Consider the following 17,728-nt stretch of genomic DNA (forward strand, 5'->3'; position numbering starts at 1 on the left):
ACTGGCTTGAGCGCTGCAACACAGAGGGGAGAAGGCATTCATGAGAGTGACGACTATAGCTGCCGGACTGTTGGGCCTGGCTTTGTCAACTGGATGTACATCCAACGCGCAGGAATGGGATATTACCCAAACTGGGCAGCCTTATCAGGAGGTCGAACTCTCCCTGACAGAAGGAACCTGGATAAGTGTTGCTGTCAGTCCGGTTGGCGACACGATCGTGTTCGACGTGTTGGGAGACATTTACTCAATGCCAGCAGCGGGCGGTGCCGCTGAATTGGTGCATGGCGGGCCTGCCATTCAGCATTCGCCGGTATTCAGTCCGGATGGTGCACGCATTGCGTACATCAGTGATGTCGACGGGTCCGATAATATCTGGACGTCGGACCCAGACGGCAGCAACCCCGTTCAGGTCTCGTCCGAGAGCACGCTTGCATTGGTCGATCCATCCTGGAGTGCGGATGGCCGAACCATTGTTGCGGCCCGCATGTTCGATACGGCGAACCGGCTCCATTCCTCTGAATTGGTAACCTATCCTGCTAGTGGGGGTGAGGCAGAACAGATCGTCCCGATGCCAGAGAATGGCGAAAACGTGCATGATGCCGTCTATTCACCTGATGGTCAGTTCCTGTACTTCGTCGAGAAAATGACCCCGCCGCATGCGTCCACTGTATATGTGGATGCCAACCACAAGAATTTTGCCATTCGTCGGAAAAGTCTTGAAACCGGCGAGATCAAAACCGTGGTGGGCGGTTTTGGTGGCGCCATGACTCCGTCCATGTCGCCTGACGGCAGTAAAATGGCCTTTGTCCGCCGGGTCAAAGATCAAACAATGCTGTTCACGTACGATTTTGCGACACGCGCCCAGATACCGGTGTTTGATGGATTGGACCGGGATGGGCAGGCTGATTTTCTGGGGCAGGGCACATATTACCCCCGATTTTCCTGGTTTCCCGACGGCAAGGCAATCGCGATATGGGCAGGCGGAAAAATCATGCGCGTCGATATCGACAGTGGGCGCCCGAATGAGATTCCATTCTCCCTGACGGCTAGGCATCGTTTGATCGAGCCGGCGCGATTCACACAAGACCTCGATCCGGATACGTTACGTGTAAAGGCGATTTCGCGACTGGCCCTTTCGCCGGACGAGCAGATGCTTGCGTTCAGCGCGCTCGGACGCATATGGCGACAGGATACTTCCAACAACACGCCGGAACACTTATCGACGACGGAAGCTTCGCAATCGGAGCCAGCCTTTTCACCCGATGGTCGAACCATCGCGTTCATCGAGTGGGATGACGTATTGGGCGGGACCCTGAAGGTGAAATCCGACACTGGAAAAGTGTCCACACTGTTCAAGTCTACCGGCATTGTGCGTGAACCTTCATTTTCGCCGGACGGATCGGTGATCATGTTCCAGATTGCATCGGGCGACGATTGTCTCGGCGGTCACTTGGCGGACCCTGGGATTTACTGGATTCCTGCCGAGGGAGGCGAAGCAACCCCATTGGGCGTCGTCGGTGGCAATCCGAGATTCTCTCCCGATGGAGAGCGTGTGTACTTCACGACAGAGGCTTATATCGACGAGACGCTCGTTACGACACTCGAAAGCGTGTCGATCAATGGGGATGACCATGAAGTGCACGTGCGAACAAAGGATTCAGACACGAGTGAGTTGAAGCTTAGCCCGGATCTGAACTGGATCGCTTATCGTCACTATCAAACGTATTACGTGGCATCCTTTGACCCCGCCGTAGAGGGCGGTGTGTTCGATGCTGATAGCGGCACGCGACTGACAGATGCGGGAGGGTATGAACTGATCTGGGCTCGGGACTCAGAAAGCGTATTTTGGGCGTTTGGTCCTGATGTGTACCGAGCCTCGGTGTACGCGGATGGCGCCGATCCCACTCTGTTTGCGAGGTTGGATTTGCGCGTTCCTGTGGACCGCCCCATCGGCAAGACCGCTTTCGTAGGTGGCCGGATTATTACCCTGGATCAGGGCGGTATCATCGAACACGGCACACTTGTTGTGGACGGAAACCGGATCGTTGCGGTCGGACCTACCGCCGACGTCGGCGTTCCCAACGATGCACATGTGATTGATGCGACCGGAAAAACCTTGATGCCGGGCCTGGTGGACATGCATGGACATCTGGATGGATGTTACTATGCGTCGGCAGGGCTGTTGCCGCAGCAGCAAGCATCTCGCTACGCAGCACTCTCTTTCGGAATTACCACGAACTACGATCCCTATACATCGGAGCTTCCGACCTACGGAGTTACCGAGATGACCCAGACTGGTGCGATGGTGGGCCCCCGCACCATTGCGGTCGGGAGTGTTATTTTCGGCCGCAAGCGTAAATATGACCCGGTCTATGTTCCGATCGAGACCTATGCAGATGCCGTAGCGGTGATGGACCGTAAGAACGCATTGGGGGGGACAATAATCAAAAGCTACCGACAGATCCAGCGCAAGCAACGACAAATGCTGGTAAAGGCAGGACGCGAAAAAGGCATCATGGTGGACGTTGAGGGAGAGAGCCACTTTTTCAATGGCATTACGGCCATTCTGGACGGCAATCTGAACCTTCAACACAACGTACCAGTTGAGACGCTCTATGATGATTTTATCCAGTTGATGGCGAAATCTGATGTGGCGCACACACCCACTCTGATCGTGCTCTTCGGGGAGTTGATGGGGGAAAACTATCTCTACAATTCGTCTCGGCTTTGGGAAGACCCGCGGGTGGATGCCTATGTTCAGACGACGACGAGTTCTTACAGCCCATTGGCAGTCCCGGTCGGGGCGCCACCTTATGTGCGCGGCATGACAAACATACAGGCAGCGGACGAAATTTGGGACTTGGGGTTCCGCGCGGCTGCGCGTTCCATGAAGGCGTTGAACGATGCCGGTGGCCGGGTGAATGCCGGATCGCATGGCCAAGTCTACGGGCTCGCCATGCATTGGGAACTTCAATTGCTTTCAGAGGGCGGGATGAGCAATCTTGATGTTCTCAAGGCTGCTACGATCAACGGCGCCACGACGTTGGGACTTGAGGAGCAAATCGGTTCAATCAAGGCCGGAAAGCTCGCCGACATTATCGTTCTTGATGAAAATCCGCTGACGGATATCCGGAATACCGAAACGGTCTCGCGAACAATGGTGAATGGTCGTCTCTATGATTCTGTGACCATGAACGAAATTGGAAATCATGATCGTCCACGGCGACCGTTCTACTGGGAAGTCAATGATGTGCCCAAACATATCAACTGGAAGCCCGCCTGGGGCGAGCACTGAGCGCTTTGTCACAGTTATCCAATGAAAGACCATTTTGATGAGTGATCTACCAAAAACCTCCGGAGCTTCGGATGTGGCGGACGTGAATGCCAAAGGCGCAGACGATGCGGTGTTCTTCGGTCACCCCAGGGGGCTGGCCTATATCGTGTTCACTGAGGCGTGGGAGCGGTTTTCCTTCTATGGCATGCAGGCATTGTTGATCCTGTATATGGCGACATACCTTTTCCTGCCGGAGAATTCTGGGAATGTTGCGGCATTCGAGCCCTTTCGGAGCTTGTTTGAGGCGGTCTTCGGGCCACTGAGCATACAAGCATTGGCATCCCAGGTATTTGGGGCTTATGTGGGCCTCGTCTATTTTGCACCTGTTCTTGGCGGGCTGATTGGAGACCGGCTTCTGGGCCGGACAAAGGCCGTTCTTGCCGGGGCCTTGTTCATGGCGGTTGGCCATTTCCTCATGGCGTTTGAGGCAAGTTTTCTCTTGGCATTGGCCGCCCTGATACTCGGATCGGGGCTCCTGAAGGGAAATCTCGCGGCTCAGGTTGGCGGTCTCTACAAGAAGTCTGACCAGAGAAGGGATTCCGGCTATTCCATCTATGTTTTCAGCATAAATGTCGGTGCCTTTATCGCACCCTTGATATGCGGCACGCTGGGCGAGGTGTATGGATGGCATTATGGTTTCGGCGCCGCCGGAATAGGCATGTTGATTGGCCTCGCTGTTTACCTGTCCGGCCGAAACTATCTGCCGTTGGATACGGTTGTGGAGAGTAAGGATCGTCCGAAGCTGGAAAAGGGCGACGGCGTTGTTATTCTGGCAATCCTTGTGATGCTGGGCCTCACTTCCTTGTATTGGACGGCGCAATCGCAAGTTTGGAATGCCTATCCATTATGGTTGAGATCAGATGTGGATCGTACCGTCTTCGGAATGGAGGTTCCGGTGACATGGTTCCAGTCTCTCGACTCGTTGGCGGTTCTCCTGCTTGCGCCTCTGGTGCTGTGGTATTGGCGCCACCAGTCTCGTCGGAATGCAGAGCCAGGAGATCTGATCAAGCTTGCCCTTGGCTGCGCTGTGTTCGCAATTGCGTTTGCACTGCTCGGGTTGGGAGGCGTGTTATCTGCCGGGGGTTCCGTCGCTTTGATCTGGCCCATTATCTTCCATTTTGTCTGCGCCGTCGGGTTTTTGTATGTTGGACCAATTGCGCTGGCGCTGACGTCTCGCGCTGCTCCGGATTCGGTGAACTCCATGATGGTGGGATCCTACTATCTGGCCATATTTGTCGGTGGACTGTTCAGCGGTTGGCTCGCCCGCTTTTATGAAGTGATGTCGGCCTCCGAATTTTGGCTGATGCATGCCGCGATCGTAGGGTCGGCGGCAGTATTCCTGGTTGTGTTGAGACCCGTCCTCAGTCGATTGATGCGTCTTGACAGGGATTTGTCCGCCAGTCCCAAGGCGCCTTTCCAGCAGGAGGCACTCTAATGCTCGCTCGACTTCTTAAGACTGTTTCGTTTCCGGCTGTGCTTGCGGTGATCGCCTGCGCGACGACTGGCCAGTTCAAGGATGACGAAACCACTGCGGTACAAGTCTGTTCACAGAGGGGTCCTGTCGATAGTTGCGATTATTTCGGATTGGTTGGGCTGCAGGAGGCCATTGATCAATCCACCTCAGATCGTCGAATTCTGATTAAGACCGGGACATACACGCCGACATCCTACCGGGATGTTCCGTTTCAGGATCTCCATGTACGCGGAGCGGTGGTCGTTCGGGATCGAAAGCTGAGCATTGAGGCGGAGCACGGGGCAAGGCTCGTTGGCAGCGCAGGTTTTCCCTTGAGCGCGATCGTAATTGAGGACTCAACTGTTCAGATCTCAGGCCTGACCATTTCTGGATTCCACTATGCAGTCGCTGAAGATGATATATATGATGGGCATGGTATTTTCACCATCAACAGTGATGTGAGCTTGGACGGGGTTGTAATCGAAGGCGTTGCCAAGATGGCGCTGACGGGTCGCGAAGCAGGTCGGATTGTTGCGCGCAATTTGACTATCAACAAGTCCCATCTCGGCGTCTGGCTTGAGGAGACTGCAGCGATAGACCTGATAGACAGTGAAATTATCGCCAGCGAATCTGCAGCGGTTGCTGCTTATGGCGCGTCGTCTGCAAGAGTAGAAAACAGCTTGATCAAGGGTAATCAGGATGATGGCCTCTACACTGAGGACACGGCCAGGATCATAAGCCGCGAGACCACCTTGCAGGACAATTCACCCTTTGGTGCCCGTGCATCTGGCGAAAGCGTTATCCTGATCTGTGGCGGCGAAGTGTCCGGCAATGCTGAAGATTACGGAGAAGAAGACGCGGGTCGCGTATATCGCAATGAGGTTGATATGTGTTTGCCGGGCTGAGGCCTGCGAAAGACTCCTCTACACCCCTATTCGCCAGAATTGTGTGCCGGCAATCCGTCGGCACACATTTTTTTGTAACTTGGTCGCATTCCTTCATGCGCAATCAAAAAGGCCCGACCTCCATAGGAGATCGGGCCAGTTACGGGGTGGAGGTGAGATGATCGGGAGTCTACCAGAGTTTCCAGATCATCTCATTTCCATTGCCTCTAGAAATTATAAGCAGCGCTGACGCCGACAACACGGGGACGCGTGCGGTTTGCGTTGGCCCAGCCCTGGTAGGGGTCAATGGATTTGTTTTCGTCGGTGAGATTTGTGGCGAAAATCTCGAGATCGAAGTTGCCGACGACGACACCTGCGCGCGCGTTTAGCAGGTTCAGGGCGTCTGAACTTTGCGGAAGCGCGGAGGCCACGAAGCTTGACCGGTCGATATAGGTGACTTTGTCCCTATGGTTGAAATCGACCCTGACGAATGCCGGATTGTCAGGCGTCAGGTCGAAGTCATAATTGACGCCCAGTGTATAGCTCAATTCCGGAGTGTAGTCGGTTGGATCACCAACCTGGTTCACCTGGTCGGTATCCGCTGTTTCCACGATCTCGCTGTCGAGATATGAGGCGTTGGCCGAAAGGGTGAGACCGGACATGGGTTGATATGCAAGGCCGGCCTCGATGCCTTTCACTTCCACCTTGCCGATATTGCTGGATTCTCCGAGGAACGCTCCATTCACCTCGGTCAATCGACGGCGAACCATATCCTTGTACTCGGTGAAGAAGGCCGCAACATCATACTGGAAGTTGCGAGTATTTCCTTTCGTGCCGATTTCATATGTAAGAATGTTTTCTGGCTCATACGGATCGAATGGCGCGGAGTTGAAGCCGCCGCTTCTGAATCCCGATCCTGCACTCGCATAGATCGTCGCGTCTTCATCATACTGGTAGGTCATGTAGGCACGTGGGTCCAACGACTGGAATGTATCTGCCAGTTCCGTGCCCGTGCCGGGTGCATATTCAATCAGGCTGGTCTGCTCATCGTGGAAATAGCGCATGCCGGCGCCGAGGGTCAGCTTTTCCGTTACATCGAATGAGCCGTCCGCAAACAGAGAGTATGCTTCGGACGACGAAGCGGAATAGTAGAACAGATCGTCATACAGAACGCCGCCACCTTGATACAGGTCGCCGCCAGGTGCGTATGCGTATTCATAGTCCGCTGTCAGGGAGCGTTCGCCGTCGCTATAGTATGCGCCGACCGTCCAGGCGTAGTGGTCTGATGCATCCGAAAGCCGAACTTCCTGAGAAAACTGTTCAGCTTCTACAAAGCGATCATCATTCCCTTCAACAAATCCGTACGAGTAATTTCCTTCGCGCGCGATATACGAGAACGGGTACTGGTGGTCATGGTCGATCTGCGTAGTTGAGGAGGTCAGTTCCGCAAAGCCGAAATCATAGGACAGTTCCAGATTGTAAATGTTGAAGTCGAATTTCTTCGGAATCATCACCTTGCTGCGGTCAGGGCCCACATCGACCGTACGATCAGCTTCTTCATACCCCATGCCGAGTTCAGTTTCTGCGCGCTGGATCTGGACCATCGCCTTGGCCGAAAAGTTTTCCGTAGGCACCCAGAGGATTTTACCGCGAGCGTTCAGGAGTTCGGTGCCATTGCCATCCTCAATGCCTGCCTCTGGTTGGTCGATCCAGCCACCGCCATTTTCGACCCCTACTGCCAGACGGACAGCGAGTTTGTCTTCGATGATCGGTGTGTTGAAGATGAATTCGCCCTTTTGGCCGATCTCACCTTCAGAGACGGTGTAGAGTTCACCTTTGACCTTGCCTTCGACCTGATCGAGCACAGGATCGGCCGTGATGTAGCGAATGACACCCCCAGCGGCCCCTTGGCCGTAGAGTGTGCCTTGAGGCCCCTTGAGGACTTCCACACGTTCAAGATCGAGGGCCACAGGGCTGAGTTGGTCATAGCCGCTGAGTGAAAGAGGTGCCTCGTCCATGTACATGCCGACGAGGGCGCCAGATCCTGACTGGTTCGCCAGTCCACGGATGAATATTGTGTAGCTGCCCGGACCATCTTCCCGCATGGTCAATCCAGGTACGCTAAAGGACAAGTCCTGCACGCTTGCTACGCCCAATTTTGCCAGTTCATCCCCAGAGATGGACTCGATGGCCATTGGAACGTCGATCAGACGTTGTTCCCGTTTCTGGGCTGTTACCATAATGGCAGACTGCACCAGTTCTGCATCATCGGCCGGAGCGTCAGCTGTTTGAGCATGCGCGCTCGCCGCATGCATCAGCGCAATAATAGCGCTCCCCGATGTCCAAAGATATTTACGTTTCATGTGTTCTCCCGCTCGCTTTTGCTACATTGCCTTCGAGTAAGACGGACAAACAAAAATTTGTGCAGATGCTAAAAGTGAATTGCATGGTGCGGAATACGCACCTCTGGTGGCTTGGCTGGGACAGAGACCAGTTTTGAATGCTCTGAAGCGTTGCAAAACTGAGATCGCCTCAAACGAGTATTGCTTCGCCTGTCAGCGGGGTGTGACAACCGCCGTTCGAGCACCGACTTGGCCTTCCGAACGCAGTCGTTCAACTGTATCCGGAGAATAACCAAGCACAGTGGTCAACACGTTGAGCGTGTCTTGTCCAAGGGTCGGTGCAGCAGATCTATATGTTACGGGTGTGTGGCTGAGCCGGATTGGGCAAGCGATTCCGGGCACGGTTCCGAGGGTAGGGTGTGGCAAGGTGATGCGTGAGCCCCGCGCCCGAACTTGAGCGTTTTCAAACACATCAGACATCCTGTTGACAGGTCCTGCTGGAACTTTGCTGTTCTGTAGCAGGTTCATCCAGTGTTCGGTTGACCGCGTTCGCAACTTTTCAGTCAATAGGGAGGTCAGGGATATCCGGTTGGCCACGCGTGCACCATTGGTTGCGAATCGATGGTCGCGGAGCAATTCGGCACATCCAATTCGTTCGCAAAGGTCGATAAACTGAAGATCGTTTCCGACCGCCAGGACAATGTGTCCGTCGAGGGTACTGAACACGTCATAGGGTACAATACTTGGATGAGCATTACCCATCCGTTCCGGATTTTCTCCTGTTGAGAGAAACCCCTGTGACTGATTGGCCATTGCGGCGACGAGGCAATCAAGCAGCGAGATATCGATAATCTGCCCTTGGCCCGTCCGCTCCCGATGCAGAAGTGCCGCCTGAATGGCATTGGCTGCATAAAGACCAGTCACGATATCGACCAATGCGACACCGACCTTCAGCGGTCCGCCTCCCGGCTCATCATCTGGAACGCCCGTGACGCTCATCAGACCGCCCATTGCCTGAATCAACAGGTCGTATCCTGGCTGGTCGGCATAGGGGCCCGTCTGGCCAAAGCCTGTTATGGAACAATAGATAAGACGGGGGTTGATAAGTCTGAGAGAGGCGGCATCCAATCCGTACTTTTCCAACGTACCCGTCTTGAAGTTTTCGACGAGGACGTCGCTTGAAGCCGACAGCTCACGAATTACACTCTGGCCGGCCTCCGTCGAAATGTCGACACAGACCGATTTCTTGTTGCGATTGGCACTTAAAAAGTATGAGGCTTCACGGGTATCGCCATCCTCACCGAATTGAAAAGGCGGCCCCCAGCTTCGTGTGTCATCCCCACGGACTGGATGCTCGATCTTGATGATTTCAGCTCCCAGGTCTCCCAGGAGCTGGGTCGCCCATGGCCCGGCAAGAACTCTGCTCAGGTCCAGAACTCGCAAACCGTCAAGTGCGTTCGCCATATCAATTGAACGCCGCAATTCCGGTTTGTGCCCGGCCAAGGATCAATGCATGAACGTCGTGGGTGCCCTCGTACGTGTTGACCGCTTCGAGGTTGCACATGTGGCGCATCACATGGAATTCGTCCGATACACCGTTGCCACCATGCATGTCGCGTGCTGCCCGCGCGATATCAAGGGCTTTTCCGGTACTGTTTCGTTTGATCAAGGAAATCATTTCGGGCTTGGCAGAGTTGGTTTCGAACAGTCGCCCGACCTTTAGGCATGCTTGGAGTCCTATCGAGATTTCCGTTTGCATATCGGCCAGTTTCTTTTGAATGAGTTGGTTCGCCGCAAGTGGTTGCCCGAACTGGTTCCGATCCATTGTGTATAAGCGCGAAGACATCCAGCAGCTACGCGCGGCGCCAAGTGCTCCCCAAGCAATTCCAAACCGGGCCTTGTTGAGACATCCGAATGGACCAGACAAACCTTGTGCATTCGGGAGCAAATGGTCATGCGGCACGAACACGTCGTCCATGACGATTTCGCCCGTAATTGATGCGCGCAGGGCGAGCTTTCCCTGGATCTCCGGAGTGGAAAGGCCCTCCATACCACGCTCGAGCACAAAACCGCGAATCGTGCCATCCAGCTTCGCCCATACGACGAGCACGTCAGCAATAGGGCTGTTCGTGATCCACATCTTCGCACCGTTCAGGCGATACCCACCCTCTACAGCAACGGCGCGACATGACATATTGCCAGGGTCGGAACCGTGGTCGGGTTCTGTGAGCCCAAAACACCCGACCAATTCGCCCGACACAAGCCCCGGCAACCAGCGCTGGCGTTGTTCTTCGGTCCCATAAGCGTGAATGGGATGTATCACCAAAGACGACTGTACGCTGAGAGCGGACCGATAGCCGGAGTCTACGGCCTCTACTTCGTGAGAAACCAATCCGTAGGCGACGTGACTTACTCCGGCTCCACCATACTCTTCAGGCAATGTCGGACCGAGCAGGCCCAGAGACCCCATGTCCCTCAGGACTTCGCGATCGAAATGTGCGTTGCGATTGGCCTCGACAATACCCGGCAGGAGGCGCTTCTCAGCGAAGTCGTGCGCGGATCGTTGCACCGAGCGTTCATCCTCGGTCAGATCGGAGGCGAGCGAAAGGGCGTCGGCCCAGTCAAAGGCAGAATACTTGGTCATCTGAATTCCTGATAGATAGAATGAAGTTGGGCCTACTCGTGTCCGACACGGTGTCCGATCTGTTGCCATCGCCCGGGGTTCACGATCACGGTGTCGCCGGTGAATTTGACGCTGAATGGGTAGCGGCCGCGGTCTACAGTGAAAACATCCTGCATTGCAGCTAGCAGTCTTCGTGGTCCGGCTTTGGTAATCTGAAACACGTCGCGCGCTCCGCTAGCCTCCGCCACCAGGTTTCCGTCTTCCAAACGTACTGTGAGCGATGCGAAATCGCTGAATTTGTATGTGCCGACATATTCCCGGAGTGTCGAAGATGGAATGACCAGGTCGGGGTCAGCCTTGGGCTGAGTGACCTGTTGGGGTGGAACAGCAGCCAGAATGGCATCCCACATAAGTTCAGATGCGGCCACACCAATTTCCATGCTGGGCAGGTTCACGCCCGGCCCAGCTTCAACTTCATTGGTTGAAACAGCGTACAGGACATCGCCATCGAATTCACTTGCAAAGGGTTGAATGCCACGCGCCATGGATGTGTGAACTTGAACAGCGAGGCGTTGAAGCTCTGCAGGGGACATCGTGCGATTGGTGACCACGACACTGATCGTCGTGTTCTTCCGCTCAAATTCCTGAGTGTCCTTATCGCCATTCCAGTCCGGCTGCAGACTGGCAGGTGCGGCCCCCATGAGGTCGGAAGCTTTCAGGGTTTCGGGCCAGTTTGTCCCTTTATGGCAGGCGACGACATTGCCATCCCGGTCGGTAACGGCACCCAAAGCGTTGACGACGGTGAAGACGGCAATCTTTACGTCGCCGACCTGTCGAAAAGCGCTGCCTTGTCCGGATCGTGCGTTGCACCCGAATATCCCGCCATTCATTGCCGAACGCCCTGCGCCAAACGCGCCGTTCGGAAACACCCCCGGCTTTGCAGCGCGCAAGGCAAGTTGCGCGAGGCGTTTGTCCGGATAGATTTCGTTTAAGCGGCGCCCTCCAAAATCATAAATGATTGATCCAACAACAAGGCCGACATTGTTCCAATGGCCGCCCCGATAGCCATCATCCAATAGTGCGGTGTTTACTGCCGTGGCGGCCTCCAAACCGTACCAAGAACCACCGGACAGAACGATCGCATCCAGTTCAGGCTGCGTATAGCCAAGTTTGAGATACTCTGCATTCACAGTGCCCGGACCACCTCCGCGCGCATCCACGGCGGCGTTTACCTTCTTGCCAAATTTCAGAACGGTCAGGCCCGTCGGCCCATCTTCATACTGCCCAGTACCGATCTCCAGCATAGGCCAATCAAACTTCAGAGCACTTTCTCCCTCGAAGCCATCATTGATCAAGGCTGGAAGGGTACTTTGGCCGTCAGGTTCTGCGGAAGCGTTTAGCGCACTCGTGGCGCAGGCCGCCAAGGTGAGAACGGAGATTGCAGCACCAATCGCGCGCAGGCCACGGAAATTGTCTCTCTTGATGCGCATGGTGATCCTCGATTGCTGGCTTTGAAAATAGATTACTTATGCAACTGAATGGCGGACAGATGCGATTTGGGAAGAGTGTGGTGCGAAAACCGCACCTGCTAGCTCGCTTGGTCAACATCCTGTGCAACGCGAAATCCGACTGTGAAATAGCCTTGCGATTTTGGACCTGGTAGTCGGTAGCGCGGGGACAAGTAGTCGCCAGCATCACCATAAGAGCCGCCGCGTATTACGTGTTTTCCGAGCGTTGTGCATGTCGTGCGCGCAGAGCCATCCAGCGGCGCACCGTCATAGGTTTCCTGATGGCAGTCTGCTTGCCACTCCCACACATTGCCACGCATGTCGTGGATGCCGAACCGGTCTGCCGGGAAGCTGGCGACGGGCGCGGTTTCCATCCACTGATCGCGTCCTTCCACGACGCCGCCACAGCAATCGACAAGGCCAATATTGGCTTCGTCATGACCGACATGTCCATCATCACCTTCGATGCCGCCGGTTGAAGCCACGTATTCCCATTCGGCCTCCGAAGGCAGCCGAAAGGCCTCACCCGTCTTTTCGCTCAGCCAAGCTGTGTAAGCTTGCGTGTCGTCCCAACTGACGCAGACCACGGGGTGATCGTCGTCTTGCGCAAATCCGGGGTGTTCCCAATTCGTATCAGGCGCAATGTGCCAGGACTGGTTATCTGTATAAATATTGCAGATGCCTTCCGACACGTAGCCGGTATCCTCAACGAATGATCGAAAGTCGCCAACGGTCACTTCGGTGACAGAGAAAGCAAACGGACTCTCAATGCTGACTTCATGACGTGGGCCGTCGATCTCTCCATACCCATAATCAACCGTTTCGCCCATGAAGAAGCTGGCTGCCTGAACTGTTGCCATGTCCGGTCTGACGCTTGTTTCGGTATTATTGGAGCATGCCATAAGTGCGAGACTTGCTACGATCAGCGCTGAATATTTCATGTCTAGTCTCCTGACCATGTCCATTTCCAGTCGATTCCGTTTGTGGGTTGAGTCTCCCAGTAGAATTCCTTCCGGGGACGGTCATAGTTGCCGATCTCATTCATTGTGTGCGCATCATAAAGGCGCCCATTGACCATCGTGTAGCGGACGCTGTTCGCATTGCGGATGTCGACGGTAGGATCCTTGTCCAGGATGATGATGTCGGCCAGTTTACCAGCTTTGATGGAGCCGAGCTGGTGATCAAGTCCATAGGTCTTCGCGCCGTTTAATGTTGCAGCACGCAATATATCCAGCGGGGCCATGCCGCTTTCAGCAAACAGCAACATTTCCCAATGCATGGCGATGCCCGAGGCTTGCCCGTGCGAACCGACATTTACAGTAGCGCCAGCTTCGGCAAGTTTGGTGAGTGATCTGCCGACGGACCGGAAGCCGATATCATAGATTTCATCGGAAACGTGAATCGAATGCATGCAGCGCACGTGCAATGGGGCGCCACCTGGGCCTGCAATCGGATTATAGGCATTGTTCACATCCGGAATGAAAGTCCTGACCTTGTCCTCCTTCCAGGGATCTTCATTCTCATAGATGAAATTCTCGCCAAACAACTCCCCGAAAGTCACGATCAAGGTTGGTGTCATCGACACATCAGAAGCGGCAATGAGCTTTTGAAGATCCTCGTAATAAGTGGCCACGGGGAGGTTGTGTTCGAGATTTGTGTGCCCGTCGATAATCATACCAATATTGGTATAGAACTGACCGGCACCCTCCCCATCAACCATGTATCCGTATTCACGAGCGGCTTGAAGCAACCGCTGACGTTGCACCCGAGTTGATAGTTTGTAGCTTTTGAGGATCGATGGCCCAAGCGCGGTACGTCGTTGGAGGACATTGCGTGCATCCTCGATCGAAGCAAGCGGATGGTAAACTCCGTCCGTACGACCTTCGAGGCCATGCACTACCTGGCCCGACTTCAACCAGCGCGGCCCTACCAGGTCACCCGTAAGCGTCATCTCACCACTCTCATATGACATGAGATCATTGGAGTAGGGGTCAAAATTCGTAGTAATGCCATAAGCAAGCGCTGCGAGCCGAGTAGGGTGCTGTTGCGGCATGGTGCCAGAGCGGAAACAGCATTCAATATGGCCGTGGGCATCAAACAGGCCCGGCATCAGTGTCTTGCCCTTGATGTCTATCCGGGTCGCGTTCCAGGGTATCTTGACCTTGCTATGCGGGCCAACGGCCGTAATGCGATTGCCTTCAACAATGACGGTGCCGTGCTCGATGACTTCGCCCTCAATCGGAATGATCTTGCCACCTACAAAGGCAATAATGCCTTCAGGTATGTCGGTCTGCATCTCCATTTGTATGGGTGTAGACTGGATCGCAGCTGACTGGGTGGCAGGCTCAACCGACAGGATTTCCGCTCCCATGGTCCAATAAAGTCTGGATGCGTCCGCAGACCAGCTCATCTCATATCCACCAGTCTCGCTGAGGAGACGGACTGAGGAGTTGTCTTCCATCGACAGAACAATGGGCTCGTCGCGGATGTCGAACGGCATGACGTAGGGGCGATTATGATACTTGAAGCCCAGCCAGGCCTGATCGGGGCTGAGGCTGAGATTGCGTATGTCCGCGGTCTCAGCGATGGCGTGCTCTTGGGGATCGCCGCCGTCCAGGTTGACGCTCATTAGAACGGAGGCTCGTCGGTCGTAGAAGGCGGGTTCGGCGAACAGGAACAAGCGGCTGTCATCGGCAGAGAAGCCGACCAAGCCGGAAGACGGTGAAAGGAACCTGGAAGTTCCTCCGGACGCATCTACGATGTAGATGCCTGTTTCCGGACCGGCCGCATTGAACGACGGATCCGGCTCCATGATGCGATACGCGATCAAGTCTCCAGAGTTGGAAAACCGTGGTTCTCGGATCACGCCTCGACTTTCAACGATAGTCCTTTCCTCTCCCGTAGCCGCATTGCGGATGACCAACCGACTGCCGGTCTGATCCGTCCAATTCGTATAGACAATCTTCTGTCCGTCCGGAGACCAGGCAGGGTCGGATTCGGCTGCATCGGAGGTGGTGAGGCGCGCCGGTCTGGCTGGCGCGTCCATCTTGATTTTCCATAGCTTGCCGACCGCGCGGAACAGCATGGTCTGTCCGTTCGGCTGAGGTGCCAGCTGCCGCAGCGTGCGGATGGTGACTTGTTCAGGTGCAAGGTCCTGTTTCACGCGAATGGCTGGCTGAAGCTCGTGCCGCGAGGTCAGGCTGAAAGGAATTTCTTCCGCAGAGGCAGAGTGCGTATCAATGCGAACAATCTTTCCCTTTGCCCAGATCGCAATTGTTCGGTTGTCCGGAAACCAGTCGAAAGATGGATAGTAGTGTTCCTGTGGCAGGTAATCTCCGTGCAGGTCTCGCCCGAGTTCATCATAGATTGGCTGTTCGTACCCGGTTTCCAGGTCTTTGACGAACAGCACGGTCTTTGCGCCCAGACGGCGAATGAAAGCCACTGAATTGCCATCGGGAGAGACTTGCGGAGTCGATGCACCACCGAAGCCGGAAATGGCACGACGCTTTTTCCCCGTCTCCAGATCCAGCTTGTTGATGGCGAAGTTCTTCAGGCCGGTATTCATGTAGACATAGTGATCACCGCCAATACGTTCCGTATAATAAAGATACCGGCCATCGGGCGAAAAACGTGGCTCCTGAACATCCTTGCCACTCTGCGGGGGAGAAACGATGATCTCATCGGACGTGCCATCGAGGTTGTAGAGGTGTATTTCAGAGTTTCGGACACGAAATATGTCCGAATAGGTTTTCACTGCTGCAATGGATTTCCCGTCAGCGGCCCAAGCCGGACCAGCTATCATGGCGTGCGATTCCTGCGTGATCTGGCGGGCTTCACTGCCATCGACACGCGATACCCAGACATTGTCGGCACCACTTTCGTCGCTCAGATAAGTCAGAAACTGTCCATCTGCACTGAACTGCGGACTACGTTGCGCCACGGAACCTTGATGGATCGCGACGGCCTTACCTCCCGATGCTGGCATAACGTAAATATCGTTCAGGAGGTCGAACGAAATGAACTTCCCGTCTGGACTGACGTCCAGGCTCATCCATGTTCCTTCCGACAGGTCCAGATTGACGGTTTTAACGCCAGTATGACTGCTGAGGCTGTCTCCGGAGGCGGGGGCCGGGTGCGCCGCAGCGTAAGCAAGAACGAATAAAATCAGTAAGCGGATGTGCATTTTTGTCTCTCCTACTGACGTCAGGTTAGCATCTCCGTCAGTTCAGGGGTGATGCAATCTGTCGGTGACCTGGTGCTCATGATGCACCGATCCTAGCGCAATACGCAGTGCCTGTGCGCTTTGGTTGCAGATACATTCCGTGCTTCACCTCAGGAGATTTTCATGAACCAAACAGTCAATACGGTGTGCGGCGTTGCCATGTTCGGCCTTGCCATCGGCACAACAGGGTGCACCAGCCTGCCGACGTCGGACGTGCACGCAACAGCCCCGCAAATCGAGGCAGAATTGATGGCAGTTGATCGCGCTTATGAAGCCTACAATCTCGCGCATGGCTATGAAGCAGCGTCTCTGAAGTTTGTGGATTTTGAAAAAGGTTTCATGATCGAAGCAGGTGAGGGGTTTCTGACAGGCCAGGCGGCTATCATGGCCGAGCGACAGTTGGACATGGTTCCGTCGCCCGTTCATTGGCAGCCTGAAGGCGCTATGGGTGCGGCGAGTGGTGATTTGGGAATCACTTGGGGAAGTTTCGTCGTCGATGGCGATCCCGATACGACGGGTGATTATGTAACCGTCTGGCGGAAAGTGAACGGCGAGTGGAAGATCGTAACTGATACGGCAGTCGACGATCCTGACCCAGCTGATTAACCGGGAAAGTCGGGCGCAACGCCAATTCATCCTGCTTTTCGTGAATGAACTTCATGACATGAGGCGTGGGGTGAGTTGATGTTGTGCCAATCAGCTTACAACTCACCATGTTGGGGCTAGCCTTGGTTTGCTGGCCAGTCTTGCAGCATCGCTTCGATGGTTGGTTCGCCAATTTGGCGATTGTAAACGCCTGAATATATACGCGTTATCCAAGTCCGCATCACGTCCTTGCTGATTGATGTGTCCATTCCGTTCGGATGGTACATCAGATCAAGTGCGGGCGGTGACTCGGAGTTTAGTTGAGGCATCTTATAGGAAACCGATTCGAACGTAAGGCACCCGAGTCTCTCATAGTAGCGTTTCCGCCTGCGTTGCAGTCTGCGTTCCGCCTCTGGGCCACATTCGGCCTCGACTTCGATCAACAAGGGGCGACCATGCGATAATTCCAGAGCATGTTCGAACAGCGCTTGTCCGATGCCCTGTCCTCGGCACCCTTGTCGTGTCGCGAGATATTCGAGAAGCGAGAAGGTGTTCTGATCAGGGAGAAAGATTACCGAAAAGCCGACCACCTGCTTGCCTCGCCTAGCCGCGATCACTGCGTAGTCATTTCGCTCCAACAATGTGGCAAGCTCGGCCCTGGTTTTGCGCTCAGCTGCGGGAAGGGCGCTTTCATAGATCCCGAAGACTGCATCGAAATCGTCCGGGGCTGCCAGGGCCCCAGATATACGTGAAAGCTGCATGTATCGCTCCTGACAG

The 17,728-nt window shown here is 54.8% G+C and carries 11 protein-coding genes; 4 read left to right on the plus strand and 7 right to left on the minus strand.

Annotated elements, in window-relative coordinates; genetic code table 11:
* Window positions 1-40 precede the first annotated feature (40 nt).
* Genes B2344_RS07475 through B2344_RS07485 form a run of 3 tightly spaced genes read left to right on the plus strand, consistent with a single transcriptional unit; the run spans window position 41 to window position 5,692 of the window.
* On the plus strand, window positions 41-3,295 hold the full coding sequence (locus tag B2344_RS07475) for an amidohydrolase family protein (RefSeq protein ID WP_290484931.1): 3,255 nt from the start codon (window positions 41-43) through the stop codon (window positions 3,293-3,295).
* Between the two features lie 37 nt (window positions 3,296-3,332).
* Window positions 3,333-4,769 carry a peptide MFS transporter gene (locus tag B2344_RS07480; RefSeq protein ID WP_290484932.1) on the plus strand — a complete coding sequence of 479 codons (1,437 nt, stop codon included), beginning with the start codon at window positions 3,333-3,335 and terminating at the stop codon, window positions 4,767-4,769.
* Window positions 4,769-5,692 (plus strand): right-handed parallel beta-helix repeat-containing protein, encoded by a 924-nt coding sequence (locus tag B2344_RS07485; protein WP_290484933.1) that lies wholly within the window; start codon window positions 4,769-4,771, stop codon window positions 5,690-5,692. The genes B2344_RS07480 and B2344_RS07485 overlap by 1 nt, the downstream gene beginning before the upstream one ends.
* A gap of 206 nt (window positions 5,693-5,898) precedes the next feature.
* On the opposite strand, the gene B2344_RS07490 is transcribed toward B2344_RS07485, so the two are convergent.
* The 6 genes from B2344_RS07490 to B2344_RS07515 form a co-directional block, all read right to left on the minus strand.
* A complete protein-coding gene (locus tag B2344_RS07490) occupies window positions 5,899-8,034 on the minus strand; it encodes a TonB-dependent receptor (RefSeq protein WP_290483794.1) in 2,136 nt (711 codons plus the stop codon).
* A 192-nt stretch (window positions 8,035-8,226) separates the two neighbouring features.
* A complete protein-coding gene (locus B2344_RS07495; protein WP_290484934.1) occupies window positions 8,227-9,477 on the minus strand; it encodes a CaiB/BaiF CoA transferase family protein in 1,251 nt (416 codons plus the stop codon).
* Between the two features lies 1 nt (window position 9,478).
* Window positions 9,479-10,657: an acyl-CoA dehydrogenase gene (locus B2344_RS07500; RefSeq protein ID WP_290484935.1), complete on the minus strand. Its 1,179-nt coding sequence runs from the start codon at window positions 10,655-10,657 to the stop codon at window positions 9,479-9,481.
* Between the two features lie 32 nt (window positions 10,658-10,689).
* Window positions 10,690-12,126, minus strand: a complete 1,437-nt coding sequence (locus B2344_RS07505) for a P1 family peptidase (protein ID WP_290484936.1) — start codon at window positions 12,124-12,126, stop codon at window positions 10,690-10,692.
* 98 nt (window positions 12,127-12,224) lie between these two features.
* Entirely contained in the window at window positions 12,225-13,085 is an 861-nt protein-coding gene (locus B2344_RS07510) for a formylglycine-generating enzyme family protein (protein WP_290483791.1), read from the minus strand.
* 2 nt (window positions 13,086-13,087) lie between these two features.
* Window positions 13,088-16,327 carry an amidohydrolase family protein gene (locus B2344_RS07515; RefSeq protein WP_290484937.1) on the minus strand — a complete coding sequence of 1,080 codons (3,240 nt, stop codon included), beginning with the start codon at window positions 16,325-16,327 and terminating at the stop codon, window positions 13,088-13,090.
* Window positions 16,328-16,489: 162 nt separating this feature from the next.
* On the opposite strand from B2344_RS07515, the gene B2344_RS07520 reads away from it, so the two are divergent.
* A complete protein-coding gene (locus B2344_RS07520; protein WP_290479496.1) occupies window positions 16,490-16,972 on the plus strand; it encodes a hypothetical protein in 483 nt (160 codons plus the stop codon).
* A 116-nt stretch (window positions 16,973-17,088) separates the two neighbouring features.
* On the opposite strand, the gene B2344_RS07525 is transcribed toward B2344_RS07520, so the two are convergent.
* The gene (locus tag B2344_RS07525) at window positions 17,089-17,712 is read right to left on the minus strand and encodes a GNAT family N-acetyltransferase (RefSeq protein ID WP_290483789.1); all 624 of its coding nucleotides are present in this window, start codon (window positions 17,710-17,712) and stop codon (window positions 17,089-17,091) included.
* Window positions 17,713-17,728: the final 16 nt, after the last annotated feature.

It is taken from the genome of Hyphomonas sp. UBA3195 (assembly GCF_002366485.1).
GTDB lineage: Bacteria > Pseudomonadota > Alphaproteobacteria > Caulobacterales > Hyphomonadaceae > Hyphomonas.

Bases quoted from the DNA above. Each gene is read 5' to 3' on its own strand.
- B2344_RS07475 (WP_290484931.1), top strand. From the start codon at position 41: ATGAGAGTGACGACTATAGCTGCCGGACTGTTGGGCCTGGCTTTGTCA.
- B2344_RS07480 (WP_290484932.1), top strand. From the start codon at position 3,333: ATGAGTGATCTACCAAAAACCTCCGGAGCTTCGGATGTGGCGGACGTG.
- B2344_RS07485 (WP_290484933.1), top strand. From the start codon at position 4,769: ATGCTCGCTCGACTTCTTAAGACTGTTTCGTTTCCGGCTGTGCTTGCG.
- B2344_RS07490 (WP_290483794.1), bottom strand. From the start codon at position 8,034: ATGAAACGTAAATATCTTTGGACATCGGGGAGCGCTATTATTGCGCTG.
- B2344_RS07495 (WP_290484934.1), bottom strand. From the start codon at position 9,477: ATGGCGAACGCACTTGACGGTTTGCGAGTTCTGGACCTGAGCAGAGTT.
- B2344_RS07500 (WP_290484935.1), bottom strand. From the start codon at position 10,657: ATGACCAAGTATTCTGCCTTTGACTGGGCCGACGCCCTTTCGCTCGCC.
- B2344_RS07505 (WP_290484936.1), bottom strand. From the start codon at position 12,126: ATGCGCATCAAGAGAGACAATTTCCGTGGCCTGCGCGCGATTGGTGCT.
- B2344_RS07510 (WP_290483791.1), bottom strand. From the start codon at position 13,085: ATGAAATATTCAGCGCTGATCGTAGCAAGTCTCGCACTTATGGCATGC.
- B2344_RS07515 (WP_290484937.1), bottom strand. From the start codon at position 16,327: ATGCACATCCGCTTACTGATTTTATTCGTTCTTGCTTACGCTGCGGCG.
- B2344_RS07520 (WP_290479496.1), top strand. From the start codon at position 16,490: ATGAACCAAACAGTCAATACGGTGTGCGGCGTTGCCATGTTCGGCCTT.
- B2344_RS07525 (WP_290483789.1), bottom strand. From the start codon at position 17,712: ATGCAGCTTTCACGTATATCTGGGGCCCTGGCAGCCCCGGACGATTTC.